The organism is Nocardia arseniciresistens, assembly GCF_046764875.1.
GTDB classification, from domain to species: Bacteria; Actinomycetota; Actinomycetes; order Mycobacteriales; family Mycobacteriaceae; genus Nocardia; species Nocardia arseniciresistens.
In genome coordinates this window covers 626,119-644,533 of record NZ_JBKORD010000001.1, presented here as the reverse complement: position 1 = coordinate 644,533, position 18,415 = coordinate 626,119, and the positions used below count along the sequence as shown (strand labels likewise).

Sequence of the window (18,415 nt, the reverse complement as noted above, 5' to 3'; positions counted from 1 at the left end):
AGGACGGCGGTGTCACACCGCCCGCGTTCCAGCAGCCCCGCCTTTTCGGCCGACACGCAGGAGTAGAGCACTGACGTCCTCGCATGCTCAGTGGGTGCCAATCAAGGCCCCTGCGACCGTTGTGGTGCTGGCCTCCGGCACCGGGTCCCTGCTACGCGCGCTGATCGCTGCCGCGTCCGCGTCCGACTACCCGGCGAATATTGTCGCCGTCGGTGTCGACCGGAACTGCGCCGCGACCGAGCACGCGGCCGCCGCGGGTATCCCGGATTTCCGGGTGGCACTCAAAGACTTTCCCGACCGCGCCGCCTGGGATGTCGCGCTGACCGAAGCCGTCGCCGCGTACCGCCCGGATCTCATCGTCTCCGCTGGTTTCATGAAGATCCTCGGCCCGGCCTTCATGGCTCGATTCGGCGGCCGGATCATCAACACCCACCCCGCGCTGCTGCCCGCCTTCCCCGGCGCGCACGGTGTGCGTGACGCGCTGGCCTACGGTGCCCGCGTCACCGGCTCCACGGTGCACCTGGTCGACTCCGGCGTGGACACGGGGCCGATCCTCGCGCAAGAAGCGGTGCCGGTGCTCGACGACGACGACGAGGCCAGCCTGCACGAGCGCATCAAGGTTGTCGAGCGACGGTTGCTGGCGGAGGTTGTCGCCGCCGTCGCCATCAGAGGCATTGTCTCCGACGGACGAAAGGCAGTAATTCCAGATGAGCGAGTACTTCGGTGAGTGATCGCAAGCAGATCAGTAGGGCGCTGGTCAGCGTCTACGACAAAACCGGGCTCATCGAGCTCGCGACCGGGTTGCACGCCGCGGGTATCGAGCTCGTGTCGACCGGGTCGACCGCGGGCAAGATCGCCGATGCCGGTATCCCGGTGACCAAGGTCGAGGATCTGACCGGTTTCCCGGAGACCCTCGACGGTCGCGTCAAGACGCTGCACCCGCGTGTGCACGCGGGCATCCTCGCCGATACCCGCAAGTCCGAACACGTCGATCAGCTGGTGGAGCTGGGTGTCGAGGCGTTCCAGCTGGTGGTGGTGAACCTCTACCCGTTCACCGAGACCGTGGCCAGCGGCGCGACCGCCGACGAGTGCGTCGAGCAGATCGATATCGGCGGTCCGTCGATGGTGCGCGCCGCCGCCAAGAACCATCCTTCGGTCGCCGTCGTCGTCGACAGCGGTGACTACGGCGACGTGCTCGCTGCGGTGGGGTCCGGCGGTTTCACACTCGCCGAGCGGACCGCGCTGGCGGCCAAGGCATTCCAGCACACCGCGAGCTATGACGTCGCGGTGGCGAGCTGGATGACCAACGTGCTCGTGCCCGGCGAGGCGGTATCGGCCGAGCAGACCGGCGTGCAGTTCCCCGGCTGGCTCGGTGGCACCTGGGCGCAGGCCGCGGTGCTGCGGTACGGCGAGAACCCGCACCAGGGCGCCGCGCTGTATGTCAACAATGACGGTCGCGTCGGGCTCGCACAGGCGCAGCAGCTGCACGGCAAGGAGATGTCGTACAACAACTACACCGATGCCGACGCCGCCTGGCGGGCCGCTTACGACCACACCGCTCCCGCGGTGGCAATCGTCAAGCACGCCAACCCCTGTGGCATTGCGATCGGCGCCGACATCGCCGAGGCGCACCGCAAGGCGCACGCGTGTGATCCGGTCAGCGCCTACGGCGGGGTGATCGCGGCCAATCGTGAGGTCACCGTCGAAATGGCCGAGCAGGTCGCCGAGATCTTCACCGAAGTGATCGTCGCTCCTTCCTACGCCGACGGTGCCGTCGCGGTGTTGCAGCGTAAGAAGAATGTCCGCATTCTGAGCGCCACAGCGCCGCAGCGGGCGGGTGGCGAACTGCGTCCGATCAGCGGTGGCGCACTGCTGCAACAGCGCGACATCCTGGACGCGGCGGGCGATGATCCGGAGAACTGGACGCTTGTCGCCGGCGAGGCCGCCGATGCCGAGACCCTCGCGGATCTTGAATTCGCTTGGCGCGCTTGCCGTGCCGTGAAGTCGAATGCCATCCTGCTCGCGCACAACGGCGCTTCGGTCGGTGTCGGCATGGGCCAGGTGAACCGGGTCGACGCGGTCGGCCTTGCCGTGCAGCGCGCCGGAGATCGTGCCAAGGGCTCGGTCGCGGCCTCGGACGCGTACTTCCCCTTCTCGGATGGTCCGCAGCACCTCATCCAGGCCGGCGTCCGCGCGATCGTGCAGCCGGGCGGCTCGGTCCGTGATCAGGACACCGTCGACCTGGCTCGTGAAGCCGGGGTTACCCTGTACCTCACGGGTTCTCGGCACTTCGCACACTGAGTCGAGTACTACACGAAGAGGACGGGCCTTCGGGTCCGTCCTCTTGTGTATTCGGGACGCATTGCGCGACGATGCTATACGGCGCTGAGGACCTGGCGATTTCCGAGCGGAGCCTGCAGCGGCACCTCCAGCGTGCCGAACACCGCGATCATGGTGCACATCCGCCCGACCGCATCGGCACGGGTGCCGGACCGCAATTCGATGGTGACCGTCGAATCGGTTTCCTTCACGGTGGCGTCCACGCCGTAGCACTCGGGCGCGCCGGTCTGGAAGTTCACCGCGATCCGATCATCGGCCACCCGGGTCCACGAGGCGAATGGAATCGGACGGGCGCCGACGATGGTCGGATCGGCGACGAAGGAGTTACCGGAGTTTCCGCCGGTCTCTTCGGTGGGTGTGGTCGGTGCCGATGTCGTTGTAGTGGTCGTTTTCTGTTGTCCGCCTTCGTCATCGGAGCCGCCACATCCTGCGACAGCGAGGCCGACGAGCAGAACTGCGGCAGCAGCAGCGGGGCGCGCGCCCGACATCCGAGACATGGGCATCACCCTAGTTGACTATGCCGGTTGCCAGTGCTGACCATCCGGTAGGCCGTATTGCAGTACGACAATGGCCCCGAAGTAATACTTCGGGAGCCCTCGTCATGCTCGTGGGAGGTCGTCTACCGGCTGGTGAAGGGGAGTAACGCCATTTCGCGGGCGTTCTTCACCGCGACTGCGACCTGGCGCTGTTGCTGTGGGGTGAGCCCGGTGACCCTGCGATTGCGGATTTTGCCGCGATCGGAGATGAATTGGCGCAGCAGGTTCACGTCTTTGTAGTCGACGGTCTCTATGCCCGCGGCGATGAGCGGGTTCTTCTTGGGTTTGCGGTTCTGCTCGGCGCGGACCTTTTTCGACGGTGCTCGCTTGACTGCCATATGAGGGGTTCCTTCTCACGAGAACAGTGGTTGTCTACCAGCTCGATTTGCGCACACCGGGCAGTTCGCCCCGATGGGCCATCTCGCGCACTCGCACACGGGAGAGTCCGAACTTCCGGAGGTGACCGCGCGGTCGTCCGTCCGCGGCGTCCCGATTGCGTAATCGTACCGGACTCGCATCGCGCGGCAGCCGTTGTAGCGCCGACTGCGCGACGGCCCGGTCGGCGTCGGAAGTGGCCGGGTTCCGGATCAGTTCCTTCAGTTCGGCGCGCCGGGTGGCGTAGCGCGCGACGATCTCCTTGCGCTGTTCGTTGCGCGCGATCTTCGACTTCTTCGCCATCAGCGTTCCTCGCGGAAATCGACGTGCCTGCGGACAACGGGGTCGTATTTGCGCAGCACCATCCTGTCCGGATCGTTGCGCCGATTCTTCCTGGTGACGTACGTATAGCCGGTTCCCGCAGTGGATTTCAGTTTGATGATCGGCCGGAGCTCGGTCGACTTGGATGCCATGGGTGTTCCTCTCAGATTTTGTCGCCTCGGGCCCGGATCCGAGCGACAACGGCTTCGATCCCGTCCCGGTCGATGGTCTTGATGCCCTTGGTCGAGACGGTCAGCGTCACGCGCCGACCCTCGCTGGACAGGTAGTAGGTCTTGCGCTGGATATTGGGGTTCCAGCGCCGGTTGGTCCGCTTGTGCGAGTGCGATACGGACTTGCCGAATCCCGGCTTGCGCCCGGTGACCTGGCAATGCGCCGACATGTGCGCTCCCTCCGGTAGATGAAAATCATTTTCGACAACGACTGCTCAACAATGTACCGTCGGTCTTCGGTAAATGAAAATCGTTGTCGAAAGGGGTTCCGGTGATCGAGTCCGACCGGAGAACGCCCGTCGTGGTGATCGCCGGGTGCTCCGGGCGCGCGACGGCCGGGGTAGATAGCGCGGCCGAGGCGCTACGCGCGGCGCTCGGTACCGTGACGATCCGGCACGACCTGAGTGAACTGCGCGAGGGCATCGTGCATCGAACAGTGCGCACCGGCGAGCAGCAGACCTCCGCGGTGCTCGAACTCGCGCACGGCTGTGTGTCCTGCACGCTGCGGATGGATCTGTTGCCACTGCTGTGCACGTTGGCCGCGCGAGATTCGGTGCGGCGCATCGTGCTTGCGCTCGATCCCGCGTTCGAGGCCGAAGCGGTCTGCCAGGCGATCGAGAATGTCGTCGTCAGCGGCATCGTCGGCAGGGTGGACGGTCCGGCCGGGCGTGATGTGCGGGTGGCGGCCGTGGTGACCTGCTTGGAGGTCGCGGACTGGCTCGCCGATGCGACGAGCGAGGAGACCCTCGCCGAACGCGGGCTCGCCACCGCGGATGACGAACGGACGGTCGCGCAACTCGCCGTCGGTCAGGTCGAGTTCGCGGATGCGGTTGTGGCACTCGGTCGTCAGGACGATCCGCTGGAGCGGGCCCGCCTCGACGCCGTGCTGGCCAGGCTGGTGCCCGGCGCGCCGGTCGCATCGGTCGCCGACCATGGCAGCCTCGACTCCGAGGAGATCGAGGCCGTGCTCACGCGGATACCCGAGGACTCGCGGCGCGGCAGGGTCTTCGACGCACACGCGCCGCTGCTGCGTGGGCAACCGCCGCTCGGCACCGAGCACGGGGTCACGCTGATGGAATTTTCCGCGAGCCGCCCCTTCCATCCGGTGCGCCTGCACGAAGCGCTCGACGTGCTGTTCGACGGCGTGGTGACCGCGCGCGGACGCATGTGGCTGGCCACCCAGTCCGACGAGGTGGTGTGGCTGGAGTCGGCGGGCGGCGGTCTTCGGGTCGGCGGTGCTGGTCCGTGGCTGGCCGCGATGGGCAACTCGGAGCTGGCAAGCGCTGATCCGACGCGGCGGGCGTTGGCCGCGCTGCGCTGGGACGACACGTTCGGCGACCGTGACATCTCGCTGGTGATCCTGGTGCACGACGCCGACCCGGCCGAGATCCGCCAGGCCCTGCACTGGGCGCTGGTCGAGGACGACGAACTACGCCTACTGGAACGCGCGCCCGAACTGGTCGCGCAGTGGGAAGACCCGTTCGGCGAATGGCACAGCGACCCGTGTGAGACCGGGGAAGCGACCGGTCGGCCCGTGGAAGGCAGTGCGGGACAAGGGAAAAGCCCGAGAGGAGAAGGAAGATGAAGACCGGAATACATCCGGACTACCACCCGGTGGTGTTCGAGGATTCGAGCACCGGCAAACAGTTTCTGACCAGGTCCACCTCGACCAGCACGCGGACGGTGGAGTGGTCCGACGGTAATACCTACCCGCTGCTCATGGTGGATGTGACGTCCGATTCGCACCCGTTCTGGACCGGAGCGAATCGCGTGATGGACACCCAGGGCCGGGTGGAAAAGTTCGAGCGCAAGTACGGCAAGCGGGCCAAGGACACGTCCCAGCCCGGACGAGGGGAGGGCTGACATGGCGGTCCCGAAGCGCAAGATGTCGCGATCGAATACCCGCAGCCGTCGTGCGCAGTGGAAGGCGACGCCACCGGATCTGGTGCCGGTCGATGTCGGTGGCGTGGTGCACAAGGTGCCGCGCCGGTTGCTTCAAGCGGTGCGACGAGGGCTCATCGATCTCGATCGGATCTGACTGCGGTCCGTCTCGAACGGCTTGTGCCCGAACAGCAGTGGGCCGGCGGGAACCCCCGTCGGCCCACTGGCCGTTTCGAGCGTCAGCCTTCCTTCGCGGCAAGGTCCGCCAGGGTCGCGGCGAGCCGGAAGAACTTGTTGTTGCCGAGGTCGGCGATCGTCTTGATCTTCAGGGCTTCCAGCAGCTGCTTGTCGTGCGCTTCGGTCAAGCCTGCCAGTGCCGAGGGCGGCGCGGCCAGGATGTCCGCGAGCGATTTGTTCTCGTACGCCTTGTCGAGAGCCTTGTCGAGCACCACGTTGACAGCCATACGAACTCCTTCGGATGGGAACGAGTTGCGCCGAGGCAAGGCACCGCCCCGCCGAGCGCTCTGTGCCAGCCGACGATAACTCGATCGGTGCTGCCATGGGTGGTGAACGGGCGGGTCGGTTCGTCTTTCCAGGTCATTTGACCGACTTAGATGACATGGCCCCGTGTGAGAAGTCCAGGTCAGCGTCTTGCGCGACGCGTGGCAAGCGATTAGCTACCTGTATGTTCTACGTCACATGGTAATCTTCCTCAAGAGTCGATTGCGATGAGGTAGCTATCAGGTGAAATACGTACTGAGGGTTGGTTTTTGGTAGCCGTAAAAGTCCCCGGGAAGTGATGATTTCGTGCTCGAGCGCCGGTAGCCTCTTCCGAGAGGGCGGGTTCTCCTGGACCCCCGAGAGAACCCGCTCATCGCCAAACTTCAGGCCACATCGGCCGATTCACTCTTCTGACTCACTTTTCGCTGTGACTCGCGCGCCACGAGCCGGTGTCGAGTCGGCATGGCCGGGCAAACCGGGCAAAACCGGCAACAACGACTCCAATCGCGCCAGCTGCTCCCCGACGAGCGCCGCAGGCCCTTCGATCAGCGACAACGGCCACGGCCAGTGCGACCCGTTCAACCGCTCGACCTCGTCGACCAGCTCGGCCGTCGTGGCCTCGAGTTCGCTTATCTCGGTGCGCAATTCGTCCACCTGCGTTCGCAATCCGTTCGACTCGCGCTCCAGGTCATCGATGCGGTGCAGCGCCGCGGCGAGCCCGTCGACCAGGGTCAGACTGTGACCATCGGCGTCGGTGCCCAACTGTGGCCAGCCGGCAAGCCCCGGTCCGCGCAGCTGGATCTGGATATCGCGCAGCACTGCCTCTTGTTCCGGCGTCACGTCCGGTTCCTCCTGTACGACGAAATCCCCGACCAATACCCACCGTATACACCGACATTCGCGGCGCCGAGCACGGTCGCGGCACCGTCGAGGTAGGCGTACCTCCGGCTTCGCTCCGGCCATGCGCGTCTACCGAAGCGCATGCCTCTCACTGTAAGACGGTCGGTCACGGAAAACGGCGGCATTACCGAACACGCGAAAACTGTCGGTCCGTGCTGGTTGACTAGGGGTGGCTCGCGTGGTCGCCGGAATGGTGTGAACACCGCGGAGTTGTGAAGAGGCGATTGCACGGCCGTTTGTCGATACCGAAACTCATCGAAACGGAGATGTCGATGCCCATACGCAACGAGGTCTGGCAACCTGGGACGCCCGCCTGGATCGACTGTCAGGTCGACGATCCTGCCAAGGCCAGTGAGTTCTACGCGCAGTTGTTCGGTTGGGAAATCCAGGACGGCGGCCCGGACTCGGGCGGCTATCTGATGGCGGCGAAGTCCGGCGCGGCCGTGGCGGGGATCGGGCCCAAGCCCGACGCCATGCCGGGGATGCCCGCGGTCTGGACGACCTACTTCGCGGTCGCGGACGCCGATGCGAGCGCCGAGGCCGTGGTTGCGGCCGGCGGCCAATTGATTGTCCCGACCTTCGACGTCATGGAGTTCGGCAGGATGTTCGTCGGCGCCGACCCGAGCGGCGCGGCCTTCGCGGTATGGCAGGCGAAGGCACACAACGGTGCCGCGGTCTACAACGAGCACGGTGCCTACGTCTGGAACGAGCTGCGTACCAGCCACCTGCCGGCGGCGAAGAAGTTCTATGCCGACGTATTCGGCTTCGGTTACACCGATTTCGACATGGACGGCAGCGAGTATCTGATGTTCACCCCGCCGGGCCGGACCGAAGGTGTCGGCGGACTGAGCGATGATTCGGCCACGATGGGCGAGTCGATGCCGGACTACTGGCTGGTGTGGTTCCAGTTCGACGATGTCGATGCGGGCATCGCCAAGGCACTCGAACTGGGCGGCTCGGTGCTACAGCCCGCGACGGACTCACCGGTCGGGCGTTCGGCCATCATCGCGGCGCCGCAGGGCGAGCAGTTCGGCATCATCGATCCGAGCCGAACGGTCGGTGAGATGGCCCCGCCGAAGAGCTGAGCACACCGAAGAGCTGAGCGCAGTCGCCTCCCGCCCGGGCTCGGCCGGGCGGGAGGCGAATCAGTGCGCCGCTTCGAGCTCGACCCGCCGCCTTGTCGCGATGATCGCCGCCGTGTCGCGCCGGTCGGGGGCGACCAGCACCGCGGTGATCGGCACGGTCATGGCAAGCGACCCGATGACGAACATGGGGAAGACGAAATCGAACAGGGGCAGCCCGCTGGGCGCCTTCGCGTCCGGATCAATGGTGAGCTCGATCGCGGCGATACCGGCGTAGTACACGGCCGCTACCCCGATGCCGAACAGCAGCGTCGTCGCCGCCCTCGCCATCGGAAAGTGGAAGGACTGAATGGACCACAGCGTCGCGGTCGCGGTGATGATGGCGACCACCACCGACACGGTCGCGAGCAGCGGCGAAATCTCGACCGAGCCCTGGACCCGGATCGACCCGATGCCGAGATAGAGCGACAGCCCGGTGCCCAGCCCCATGACAACCCCGCCGGGGATCAGGCGCGGTAGCTGCATGGTGCGCCCGATGATCACCAGCGCGGCGAACACCGCGACGAAGGCCGCGATCATCGAGGAGATCAGGCTGCCCGCCTCGAAACGCACATCGCTGCCGGGTATATGCACCCCCAGCAGCACCACTGACGTGGCAAGCCAGATCCCGACGCCGCCGACCGCGACCGCGCCAGAGGCAAGCCACACCAGTCGGAAGCGACTCGAACGCGCGCCGTGCAGGATGCAGGCCACCCCGACAACCGCGCCGAGAACCGAAATCCCCAACGAGAGCGCCGCGATCCAGTACCCCATCGAGAATTGGTCCACAGCACCGTTGTTCCCGAGTGAGAACAACCGGACCTCATGCATGTGAGGCAGATCCTTCCAGTTCTGAGGCCTTCAGCTGGGCGATTGCGTACTCGGTCACCGCCGCGAGTGCCTGACGCACCTCCATGGCGTTGCGGGCGTCGATATCGACGATCGGCACGCCCTCCCGGACCGAAAGCGCCTCGCGCAGTTCGGCGATCGGGAAGCGAGGGGCATCGGGGAAGCGGTTGACCGCGATCAGGAACGGCAGCTTGCGCGCCTCGAAGAAGTCGACGGCCGCGAAGCTGTCCTCGAGTCGCCTGGTGTCGATCAGTACGACCGCACCGATGGCGCCACGGATCAGGTCGTCCCACATGAACCAGAAGCGGCGCTGGCCAGGAGTGCCGAACAGATAGAGCACCAGGTTGCCCGGCAGCACGATCCGCCCGAAATCCATGGCGACCGTGGTTGTTTCCTTCTCCGGGGTGTCGGCGAGATCGTCGATCCCGTCGGAGAAGCGGGTGACCATCGCCTCGGTCCGCAGCGGGACGATCTCCGAGACCGCGCCGACAAAGGTGGTCTTGCCTGCTCCGAAGCCGCCTGCGACAACAATTTTCGTCGATGCGACGCGGGAATCGGCATCGTTGGGTGCGAGGTTGTTATAACGCGCGGAGTCCACGCAAAGTCCTCTCCATCAGTGAACGGCGCTCGTCAAAACTCGCCTCTTCTGTCAGTGTCGAATGCACCCTCAAGTGTCCGTCGACGACCAGATCGCCGACCATGACCCGCACCATTCCGAGTGGGCGGTCCAGGTGTGCGGCGATCTCGGCGACCGAAAGACGGTGCGTGCCCAGCCGCAGGATCTCGGTACGAAGATCTCCTGTCGACCAGTCGAGATGTGCAGTGTAGGACAGGGTTTCGATGACAGCCTCTAGCGGCAGGTCGACCGCGGGCTCGGTACGCCCGGAGGTCAGCGCATATGGTCTGACGCGGGTTGCCGGTCGATGTTGTCCTGGTCCGTTCGGGCTGGACATCTCACCCTCAGACGGCGGTGCGGGCGGTCGCGGTGACCGCCGTGCCCACTCGGTCGACCAGCAGGGCCATTTCATAGCCGATCCGGCCGATGTCATGCGACTTGTTGGCGAGCACGGCAAGGTGCGAGCCGTTGCCGATACTCATCACCAGCAGGTAGCCGCGCTGCATCTCCACGATCGATTGCATCACCTTGCCGCCGTCGAACAGGTGCGCGGCACCCGCCGACAAACTGGCAAGGCCCGCGGTTACCGCGGCAAGCTGCTCGGCTCTATCGCTGGGTAGATGTGGACTGGTCGCCTGCAGCAGGCCGTCCGCAGACACAAGCACCGCGTGCGATACCCCCGGCACATCCCGGGTGAAGCGGGTGACCAGCCAGTTCAGGTTTTCATCGGTGGTGCTGTTCGCGTTGGTCATCCAAGCCCTCCGTCGTTGTACTGGGCATCGGCCCGCCCACTGCGGACCCCACTGAGATGCCTGGTGAGGCTGCTCCTGATTTCGTCCGGATCACGAGCTGCCGCGTCTTCGTCCGGCACCAGACCACCGGGCACCAACTGCGCTCCAGGGCGCCTGATCGGCAGGCCGCCGGAGGTGCGGGAGGTGGTGGTCGGCCTGGCCGCGTCCTCGGCGGCCAGCCAGCCCGCGTCCGCCGCGGGTGAGGACCATGCCGCGTCCGAATGCTGTGTGGTCGTCGCGGGTTCGACCAGCCACTCCGAGACCATCCGTTGGTAGATCGGCGTCGGTGTTTCGCCTGCCACCGGCTGTAAACGGCTCGAGGTGGCCGGTCCGGAATCCGGTGTGGTCGCGGGCTTCTTGGCGGGAGACGGCCGCGCACCCGCCGATACCGTCACCGGCTCTTTGCCGCCGGTCGGGTCGGGGGCGCTGGTTGTTGCTCGCGGGTCGCTCGAAACGACACCTGTCGACACGAGGGCGTCATCCTCGTCCCAGGTATCCGCGTCTTCCTCGGACCACGAACCGGCGTTGTCCTCGGTCCACGTATCCGCGGTGGCGCCGAGCGGCACCTGCGGTTCGATATCGGCGGCGGGTGTCGACTCGTCGATGGCGGCAAAGGTGCCGGTGTCGAAGACGGGCCAGGCCTGGGTGTCTTCGTCGACGGAGGAGACGTTCGATGGTCCCGTCGACCTGTTCGACGCGGAACTGGACGGGCCGAACGGCGCGACCCTCGGCAGATCGAGCTCCGGGGCCTCGACCGGATGTTCGGCGAACATATCCGGCAGTGGCTCGGCGTCGTCGGCCTCGGGCTCTGGAACGGCGGACTGCTCGGCGGTGTCGGCCACCCTGATGGCCGCACGTCGTTGCGGTAGTCCGGAACTGGTGAAGCGTGCCGGCTCGCGCTGCGGCAGGCTCGGCACCGGTACCAGCGTGCGCGGTTGCTGGGCCGGCGCGGCGGGCAGCGTGGGCGTGGTCGGGGGTTCGAGCCCCTTTTGGGTCGGCTCCGGATCCATCGACGGCGCGACGAGCACACCGGGTAGATGCACGCTCGCGGTGATGCCCGGCTGCTGCGCCATCGTCGAGGTGCGGCGCAGGCTGACGGTGATGGTGTGCCGCTTCGCGAGTCGTCCGACGACGAAAAGGCCCATGCGACGGGCGGTTTCGACGGTGACCTCGCCACCCGAGGCAAGCCGGTCGTTGGTCGCCTGTAGATCTTCGAGACTCATGCCGAGGCCGCGGTCGGTGATCTCGATCAGGTAGCCGCCGTCCACCGCGCGCGCGACCATCACCGCGACCGGTGTTGTCGGTGGCGAGTAGCGCAGCGCATTGTCGATCAGCTCGGCGAGCAGGTGCTCGATATCGACCGCGGGCTCGCCTGCCACGATGCCGTCCGGGACCGCGCCGATCTCGACCCGCTGGTAATCCTCGACCTGAGAAACCGCGCTCCACAGCATGTCCGACAGCGGCACCGGGTGCAGCTGACCACGGCGCAGCGCCGTGCCCGCCAGCACGAGCAGGTTGTCACCGTTGCGGCGCATACGGGTTGCGAGGTGATCGAGACGAAACAGGCTCTGTAGCCGTTCACCGTTGTCCTCGTCGTGCTCCAGGTCCTCGATCAGTGCGAGTTGTTGCTCGACGAGCGACTGGCTACGGCGCGAAAGGGTTTCGAACATGTTCCCGATCTGCAGTCGCAGCCGGGCCTGCTCGGCCGCCAGATTCAGCGCCTGTTCATGGATTTCGTCGACGGCTCGTGCCAACTGGCCGACCTCGTCGGTGGTGTGCACGGCGACCGGTGTGATCTCCGGTGTGGCACCGCCGCTGCGCACCACCGCGAGCTCCTCCGGCAGCTTGACGTGCGCGACCTCCAGTGCGTCGCGCCGTAGCCTGCGGACCGGGACGACCAGGGTGCGCGCGACGGCGAGCGCGAGCGCGAGACCCGCGAGCAGCATGCCGATAACGATGGTGGTTTCACGCAGCGCGCTGGTCTGTGCCTCGGTGGTGCGGTTGGCGAGAGCTTTGTCGACGGTGTTGGTCAGCTGGGTTGTGGTCTTTTCGTAGAGATCGGCGCTGGTGTGGAGGGAGTCGAGCACAACGGGATTCGACGTCGGATCGCCCGCGTTCTGGCTGAAGGCGGCGATACGGTCCGAGACGGCATCCAGCATCGGGCGCATGTTGGCAACGTTGTCGGGGAGGGTGACCCCGTAGGTGTTGAGCATGGTCATCTCGGCGCCCGCCGAGGTGAGCACCCGCGGTCGCACGCCCGGATTGCGGGACGCCTCCGGAGCTTCGATCACCATGCGCTGCTGGGTGAGCACCCTTCGTGCGGTCTGGATCGCACTCACCTGCAGGAAGTATCGCGAGATGACGAGGTCCTCGACCGGGGGCGAGTTCGCGAAGGCATTGCCGATGCGTACCGCGATCTCGTCGGCCTGTTCGGCGACCATCGTCGGCGATCCGTTACGCAGGCTGTTGCGCATGGTCGTGCCGGTGGCGATGGCCGAGGCGAGCTCGGCGTTGACGCGATTGGTCACCTTGGAGGTGTGCGTCGCGGTCTCGAGGTCGGCGAGCGCCTCATCGAATTTTCTCAGCGCGGCGTCTGTGGCAGGGTCGGTGATGTTGCCCGACGATGAGGTCGACGCGATCGCGAGTTGCTCGGTCGCCGTGCCGAACTTGGCGATCGGGCGGATGATGATGACCTGTTCGGTCGCCGCGTCCAGCTGCGACATAGTGCGTAGCTCGTTGTTGATGCGGAGCACGGCGAACACGGTTGCCAGCAGTACCGGGAGTACCAGTACGATGCCGACCTTGCGAGTGACTGACCAGTTGGACAGGCTGAATTGCCAGGACCGCGGTGCAGCTTCCATCCGCTTCCGTTGCCTCCGCTTCACGAGTGGCCCCCGGATGGCGCGTGGCTGTTCGGTTTTGATTCAACCCGCTGAGAACCAACTAGAGGTCTTCTTTTTACCGCAGGGAACATACCGCGCAGAGTGAGCCACGGCAATCTGGGGCACTCAGTCTGATATTCGTCGGAATATGGCTATACAGAACATGATTCAAGCCTAATTTGGTTCCCAGGCGCGGGAAGTTCTGTGGAAGGTCACGAAAGGGACACGGGTGGGTCGCGGCGTGTCGCACGCTGACCTCTCAGTCGACTCTCAGTCGGTGCGGTCAAACTGGTGGTATGCGCATTCTGGTAGTCGACGACGATCGCGCCGTCCGTGAATCACTGCGGCGGTCGCTGACCTTCAACGGCTACACCGTCGACCTCGCGGTAGACGGCCTCGACGCGTTGGAGAAGGCGACCGTGCAGCGCCCCGACGCGCTCGTTCTCGACGTGATGATGCCGCGAATGGACGGGCTCGAAGTTTGCCGACGTCTGCGCAGTACCGGCGACGATCTTCCGATTCTGGTTTTGACGGCGCGGGATTCGGTTTCCGAGCGGGTTGCCGGACTCGATGCCGGCGCCGACGATTATTTGCCGAAGCCATTCGCGTTGGAGGAATTGCTCGCTCGACTGCGCGCGTTGTTGCGCAGGCGGACCATCGACCCGGACGAGTTGTCGGAGACGATGACCTTCGCCGACCTGTCGCTGGATCCGGTGACGCGGGAGGTGTCCCGTGGCGAGCGCGCGATCAGCCTGACCCGCACCGAATTCTCACTGCTGGAAATGCTGATGGCCAATCCGCGCCGGGTGCTGACCCGCAGCCGCATCCTCGAGGAGGTCTGGGGCTACGACTTCCCGACGTCCGGCAACGCTTTGGAGGTCTACATCGGATACCTGCGCCGCAAAACCGAGGCGGAGGGCGAATCACGGCTCATCCACACGGTGCGCGGCGTCGGCTACGTTCTGCGCGAAACACCTCCGTAGGCCGGTGACTGATGGTGCGAACAGTTCCCAAGCGACCAGCGGTCGCCGCGCTCGGTCAGCAGCGCGGGCCGGATTCGGCGGAGATGCGCCCGCCCATGCCGTTGACCAGATCGGTCTCGTTGCGCTGGCGGGTGACGCTGCTCGCGGCCTCGGTGGTGGCCATCGCGGTCGCGGTGACCTCGATCGCGGCCTACGCGATGGTGGCGCGGGCGCTGTACGCCGATGTGGACGCGCAACTGAAGGCCCGCGCGGCCACGATGATCAACAACAATTTCGAGAGCCTCGGTTTCCAGTCGATCGTGCTTGCCGGGCTGTACTCCAACGATGTCGGCGTCGCGCTCGTCTTTCCCGACCATAAGCCGTACATGCCGCCACAGCAGACCATTCCGCCCGTCGGCAGCGAGGAATTCGCGGTCGCGGACGGTGCGCTGCCCTTGTCGCTGCGCACAGTGAGCAATCAGCGGGTACTGGCCATGCCGACGCATTCCGGTGCGACACTGATTATTTCGCAGCGGTTGCAGCCGACTCGTGAGGTGCTCGACCGGCTCGCGTGGCTGCTGTTCGTGGTTGGCGGCTGCGGCGTCGTCCTTGCCGCGGGGGCGGGTACCGCGGTGGGCCGCACCGGCCTTCGCCCGATCGCGCGGTTGACCGCGGCGACCGAACGGGTGGCCCGCACCGACGACCTGACGCCGATTCCCGTCACCGGTGACGACGAACTCGCCCGGCTGACAGAAAGTTTCAACACCATGCTGCGGGCACTGACCGAATCGCGCGACCGGCAGCGCCGACTCGTCGCCGACGCCGGGCACGAATTGCGTACCCCGCTCACGTCGTTGCGCACCAATATGGAACTGCTGATCGCCTCCAGCCGCCCCGGCGCACCCGCGATTCCGGAGGAGGACATGGCCGGGCTGCGCACGGATGTGATGGGGCAGATCGAGGAACTGTCGACCTTGGTCGGCGACCTTGTCGATCTGGCGCGTGAGGACGCACCCGAAACCGTCTACGACCGTATCGATCTCGGCGAAGTTGCCGAGCGCGCGCTGGAAAGGGCGCGGCGGCGGCGCGGCTCGATCGAATTCGTCGCCGAGTTGCGGCCATGGTTCGTCTACGGCCACGAGGCGGGATTGGAGCGGGCGATTCTCAACGTGCTCGACAATGCCGCCAAATGGAGCCCGGCAGGAGGACAGGTGAATGTCACAATGCGCGAGGCGGGCCGTGGGCTGTTGGAACTGGCCGTCGACGACGCCGGTCCCGGTATTCCGGCCGACGAGCGCGAGTTGGTCTTCGAGCGGTTCTACCGGACAACGGTCTCGCGCTCGATGCCGGGCTCCGGGCTCGGCCTCGCCATCGTCAAACAGGTGGTGACCAAACATGGCGGCACCATCACGATCGATCCATCGCCGCGCGGTGGCGCCAAGATCCGTATCGTGTTACCCGGTGAAGGTGGTGGGCCCGGGACGGGCGCGCCCACCGAAGACGCCGTCGATAGCCGATAGATCGAAAAGATCTCGGGCAACTGATAGCAGGGTCTCAGTCCGCTCTAAGCCGTCGCCGCCAAGCTGGGGGCAGACGTGAGGAGAAACGAGAAACCATGACCGAGGATTCCAAGGACCGGCAGGGCGAGCCGACGGCCGCCGACCCGCATTCGACAGCGCAGATCCCGGCCGCGGGGCAGCAGGATTCGCCGTACGTGCCTCCGCAAGGATTCGGCGCGCAGCAGCAGCCGCACTACCCGGCAGCGCCCTACCAGGGCGTTCCTCACTACACCGGTCCCCATCAGACCCAGCCCATCCCCGGCTATGAGTCGGGTCAGGAGTACAACGCCTCGTCGTTCGATCCGCCGATCCCGCCGGGTGGTGTGCCCGGTGCGGCTTTCGGCGCTCAGCCGCCACAGGGACCGCCTCGGCGACCGGTGCGGACCGGGCTCGTCGCGGGTGCGGTCGCGCTGGCTCTGGTCAGTGGTGGCGTCGGCGGCGTGGTCGGCGCGTTGGCGACGCAGTCCGATTCCAGGCACTCCGCGGTCGAGAACGCGCTCGATTCCCCGAAGCCCAACGTCAACAACGTCTCCAACGCCCCTGCGGGCTCCACCCAGGCGGTGGCGCAGAAGGTGCTGCCGAGCGTCGTGATGATCAAGGTGGCGAGCAGCAGGGCCGAGGGTGAGGGCTCCGGTGTGCTGTTGTCCTCCGACGGCCTGATCCTGACCAACAATCACGTCGCCTCCGGTGGTGGAGCCAACGCCAAGATGGAGGTGGTCTTCGCCGACGGCAGCACCTCGTCCGCGACCCTGGTCGGCGCCGATCCGGTATCGGACCTGGCGGTCATCAAGGTCGCCGGCAAGACCGGGCTCACCCCGATCGAGTTGGGCGCCTCCTCGAACCTTCAGGTCGGTCAGCCGGTCATTGCCATCGGCTCCCCGCTCGGCCTGGCGGGCACGGTCACGACGGGCATCGTCTCCGCGCTGAATCGGCCGGTCTCCACTAACGGTGAGGGCACCAACGATCCGTCGGTGAACCCGGTGATCGACGCCGTGCAGACCGACGCGGCGATCAACCCCGGCAACTCCGGCGGCGCGCTCGTCGATGGCAGCGGAAAGCTGATCGGCATCAATACCGCCATCGCGAGCCTCGGCGCCGGGGAGCAGACCGGCCAGCAGAGTGGCTCGATCGGCCTCGGATTCGCCATTCCGGTCGATCAGGCCCGCCGGGTCGCCGACGAGCTGATCAAGACCGGCCACGCCACCTACGCGCAGCTCGGCATCAAGCTGCGGCCGCAGGACACCGCGGCACGGGTCCTGGAGTCCACCGCTGACGGCCCGGCAGCCAAGGCCGGAATCCCGGCCAACGCCGTCGTGACCAAGCTCGACGACCGGCCCATCGATTCGGGCAACGCACTCATCGCGGCGGTCCGCTCACATCAGCCAGGAGACAAGGTGAAGGTGACCTACACCGACGAACAGGGAAAGAACGCCAAGACGGTCGAGGTAACCCTCTCCGGCGCGCCCGCTGACGGTGGCCGATGATGCGCGTGCTGCCAGGGGCGTGGACGCCGAGGCTCGTCCTGGACACCGAGTTGCTCGTGATGGACGCCGAGCTTGCGGGCGCGGGCGTCCATCTTCTCGATGCGGACGCTACGGTTAGCACCATGGAAATCGATACTCCTGTGGCTGGGCGCGCACTTGTGGTGGTCGTCGACGATCGAACGGCGCACGGAGGTGTGGATTCGTTCGGTCCACTCGTTACCGAGCTGCTGACCGAGGCGGGTTTCCTCGTTGACGCTTCGGTCACCGTTCAGGCCGACGAGGTTGAGATCCGCAATGCGCTCAATACCGCGGTGATCGGCGGCGTCGATCTGGTCATCTCCGTCGGTGGTACCGGAATGTCGCCGCGTGATGTCACGCCGGAGTCGACTTCGCAGGTGCTCGACAGGGAACTGCCGGGCATCAGCGAGGCGCTGCGTTCCTCCGGCCGGGTGGCCGGCTCGCTGGATGCGGGTCTTTCGCGTGGTCTCGCCGGCATCTCGGGCAGCACCCTGGTGGTGAATCTGCCCGGTTCCCGGTCGGCGATCCGCGACGGTATGGCCACCCTCGGTCCACTTGCCAGCCGAGTGATCGGCGAGCTGTCCGGGTTGGCCGAGTAATTCCGGCCGAGGATTTTTCCGAAGACCCTCGCCCGGCCGTGCGCCGGGCGAGGGACTCCGCGCGCCTGAACAAAATTTTCGGTAACGCTCTCCCGGACACCACGCGCGACGAACGCGACCACGATTCCGAGGTGGATTCGCCCTCCGATGACTGGCTCCGCGACCAGGTTCCGCCGCATCACGGTTGAGACTCATCTACTGTCCAGCTACGTATAAAAGCTGACCATTTTCGTTATCTCCCTGTGATTGCTTGTGGCTGAGATCATTTCGGCGATTACTTACGGCCCTGGCCCGTACTTGACTAGACGACCTGTATGTAACTTTAGGTTTCGTTGAACCTTAAAGTTCGGCAATTTCCAGCTATCTATGCACGTCAAACTACCTGTGCATGTAACGGACTGTGATCTACCTCACATCGCGCATTGCTATTCTTTACGTTGCCATCTCCGT

22 protein-coding genes are annotated in these 18,415 nt (G+C 65.8%); 10 read left to right on the top strand and 12 right to left on the bottom strand.

Annotation, left to right across the window (positions count from 1 at the left end):
* Positions 1–94: 94 nt before the first annotated feature.
* Together purN and purH are read left to right on the top strand one after the other, a co-directional pair.
* Complete coding sequence (gene purN / locus ACLMAJ_RS02990; protein WP_412011875.1) at positions 95–727, top strand: phosphoribosylglycinamide formyltransferase; 633 nt, start codon at positions 95–97, stop codon at positions 725–727.
* Positions 724–2,301: a bifunctional phosphoribosylaminoimidazolecarboxamide formyltransferase/IMP cyclohydrolase gene (purH, locus tag ACLMAJ_RS02985; RefSeq protein ID WP_412011874.1), complete on the top strand. Its 1,578-nt coding sequence runs from the start codon at positions 724–726 to the stop codon at positions 2,299–2,301. The genes purN and purH overlap by 4 nt, the downstream gene beginning before the upstream one ends.
* A 74-nt stretch (positions 2,302–2,375) precedes the next feature.
* Here purH and ACLMAJ_RS02980 read toward each other — a convergent pair whose 3' ends face one another.
* The 5 genes from ACLMAJ_RS02980 to rpmB form a co-directional block, all read right to left on the bottom strand.
* Positions 2,376–2,828 carry a hypothetical protein gene (locus tag ACLMAJ_RS02980; RefSeq protein WP_412012030.1) on the bottom strand — a complete coding sequence of 151 codons (453 nt, stop codon included), beginning with the start codon at positions 2,826–2,828 and terminating at the stop codon, positions 2,376–2,378.
* A gap of 131 nt (positions 2,829–2,959) precedes the next feature.
* The gene (rpsR, locus tag ACLMAJ_RS02975) at positions 2,960–3,214 is read right to left on the bottom strand and encodes a 30S ribosomal protein S18 (protein ID WP_412011873.1); all 255 of its coding nucleotides are present in this window, start codon (positions 3,212–3,214) and stop codon (positions 2,960–2,962) included.
* Positions 3,215–3,248: 34 nt separating this feature from the next.
* Positions 3,249–3,554 carry a 30S ribosomal protein S14 gene (gene rpsN, locus ACLMAJ_RS02970; protein WP_412011872.1) on the bottom strand — a complete coding sequence of 102 codons (306 nt, stop codon included), beginning with the start codon at positions 3,552–3,554 and terminating at the stop codon, positions 3,249–3,251.
* Complete coding sequence (gene rpmG, locus ACLMAJ_RS02965) at positions 3,554–3,724, bottom strand: 50S ribosomal protein L33 (protein WP_412011871.1); 171 nt, start codon at positions 3,722–3,724, stop codon at positions 3,554–3,556. Before rpmG ends, rpsN begins: the two co-directional genes overlap by 1 nt.
* A gap of 11 nt (positions 3,725–3,735) precedes the next feature.
* Entirely contained in the window at positions 3,736–3,972 is a 237-nt protein-coding gene (gene rpmB, locus ACLMAJ_RS02960) for a 50S ribosomal protein L28 (protein WP_412011870.1), read from the bottom strand.
* Between the two features lie 101 nt (positions 3,973–4,073).
* Here rpmB and mrf point away from each other — a divergent pair, with 101 nt between their 5' ends.
* Genes mrf through rpmF form a run of 3 tightly spaced genes read left to right on the top strand, consistent with a single transcriptional unit; the run spans position 4,074 to position 5,840 of the window.
* Positions 4,074–5,387: a ribosome hibernation factor-recruiting GTPase MRF gene (gene mrf / locus ACLMAJ_RS02955; RefSeq protein ID WP_412011869.1), complete on the top strand. Its 1,314-nt coding sequence runs from the start codon at positions 4,074–4,076 to the stop codon at positions 5,385–5,387.
* Positions 5,384–5,665, top strand: a complete 282-nt coding sequence (locus ACLMAJ_RS02950) for a type B 50S ribosomal protein L31 (RefSeq protein ID WP_412011868.1) — start codon at positions 5,384–5,386, stop codon at positions 5,663–5,665. The genes mrf and ACLMAJ_RS02950 overlap by 4 nt, the downstream gene beginning before the upstream one ends.
* Position 5,666: 1 nt before the next feature.
* Entirely contained in the window at positions 5,667–5,840 is a 174-nt protein-coding gene (gene rpmF / locus ACLMAJ_RS02945) for a 50S ribosomal protein L32 (protein WP_412011867.1), read from the top strand.
* A gap of 82 nt (positions 5,841–5,922) precedes the next feature.
* Here the strand turns inward: rpmF and ACLMAJ_RS02940 are convergent, their stop codons facing one another.
* Complete coding sequence (locus ACLMAJ_RS02940) at positions 5,923–6,147, bottom strand: hypothetical protein (protein WP_412011866.1); 225 nt, start codon at positions 6,145–6,147, stop codon at positions 5,923–5,925.
* Positions 6,148–6,586: 439 nt separating this feature from the next.
* Positions 6,587–7,024 (bottom strand): hypothetical protein, encoded by a 438-nt coding sequence (locus ACLMAJ_RS02935; protein ID WP_412011865.1) that lies wholly within the window; start codon positions 7,022–7,024, stop codon positions 6,587–6,589.
* A gap of 332 nt (positions 7,025–7,356) precedes the next feature.
* Between ACLMAJ_RS02935 and ACLMAJ_RS02930 the strand changes: the two genes are divergently transcribed.
* Entirely contained in the window at positions 7,357–8,169 is an 813-nt protein-coding gene (locus tag ACLMAJ_RS02930; protein WP_412011864.1) for a VOC family protein, read from the top strand.
* A 60-nt stretch (positions 8,170–8,229) separates the two neighbouring features.
* Here the strand turns inward: ACLMAJ_RS02930 and ACLMAJ_RS02925 are convergent, their stop codons facing one another.
* Genes ACLMAJ_RS02925 through ACLMAJ_RS02905 form a run of 5 tightly spaced genes read right to left on the bottom strand, consistent with a single transcriptional unit; the run spans position 8,230 to position 13,322 of the window.
* A complete protein-coding gene (locus tag ACLMAJ_RS02925; RefSeq protein WP_412011863.1) occupies positions 8,230–9,036 on the bottom strand; it encodes an MHYT domain-containing protein in 807 nt (268 codons plus the stop codon).
* Positions 9,029–9,652 carry a GTP-binding protein gene (locus ACLMAJ_RS02920; RefSeq protein WP_412011862.1) on the bottom strand — a complete coding sequence of 208 codons (624 nt, stop codon included), beginning with the start codon at positions 9,650–9,652 and terminating at the stop codon, positions 9,029–9,031. Before ACLMAJ_RS02920 ends, ACLMAJ_RS02925 begins: the two co-directional genes overlap by 8 nt.
* Positions 9,633–10,007, bottom strand: coding sequence for a DUF742 domain-containing protein (locus ACLMAJ_RS02915; RefSeq protein WP_412011861.1), 375 nt, complete (start codon positions 10,005–10,007; stop codon positions 9,633–9,635). The genes ACLMAJ_RS02920 and ACLMAJ_RS02915 overlap by 20 nt, the downstream gene beginning before the upstream one ends.
* Before the next feature lie 7 nt (positions 10,008–10,014).
* Positions 10,015–10,422: a roadblock/LC7 domain-containing protein gene (locus ACLMAJ_RS02910; RefSeq protein WP_412011860.1), complete on the bottom strand. Its 408-nt coding sequence runs from the start codon at positions 10,420–10,422 to the stop codon at positions 10,015–10,017.
* The gene (locus tag ACLMAJ_RS02905) at positions 10,419–13,322 is read right to left on the bottom strand and encodes a sensor histidine kinase (RefSeq protein ID WP_412011859.1); all 2,904 of its coding nucleotides are present in this window, start codon (positions 13,320–13,322) and stop codon (positions 10,419–10,421) included. Before ACLMAJ_RS02905 ends, ACLMAJ_RS02910 begins: the two co-directional genes overlap by 4 nt.
* A gap of 317 nt (positions 13,323–13,639) precedes the next feature.
* On the opposite strand from ACLMAJ_RS02905, the gene ACLMAJ_RS02900 reads away from it, so the two are divergent.
* The 4 genes from ACLMAJ_RS02900 to ACLMAJ_RS02885 all read left to right on the top strand — a co-directional run bounded on the left by ACLMAJ_RS02900 (position 13,640) and on the right by ACLMAJ_RS02885 (position 17,965).
* A complete protein-coding gene (locus ACLMAJ_RS02900) occupies positions 13,640–14,326 on the top strand; it encodes a response regulator transcription factor (protein ID WP_412011858.1) in 687 nt (228 codons plus the stop codon).
* An 11-nt stretch (positions 14,327–14,337) separates the two neighbouring features.
* Positions 14,338–15,825, top strand: a complete 1,488-nt coding sequence (locus ACLMAJ_RS02895; protein ID WP_412011857.1) for a HAMP domain-containing sensor histidine kinase — start codon at positions 14,338–14,340, stop codon at positions 15,823–15,825.
* A gap of 95 nt (positions 15,826–15,920) precedes the next feature.
* Entirely contained in the window at positions 15,921–17,348 is a 1,428-nt protein-coding gene (locus ACLMAJ_RS02890) for a S1C family serine protease (RefSeq protein ID WP_412011856.1), read from the top strand.
* Positions 17,349–17,470: 122 nt separating this feature from the next.
* Positions 17,471–17,965 carry a MogA/MoaB family molybdenum cofactor biosynthesis protein gene (locus ACLMAJ_RS02885; RefSeq protein WP_412012029.1) on the top strand — a complete coding sequence of 165 codons (495 nt, stop codon included), beginning with the start codon at positions 17,471–17,473 and terminating at the stop codon, positions 17,963–17,965.
* Positions 17,966–18,415: the final 450 nt, after the last annotated feature.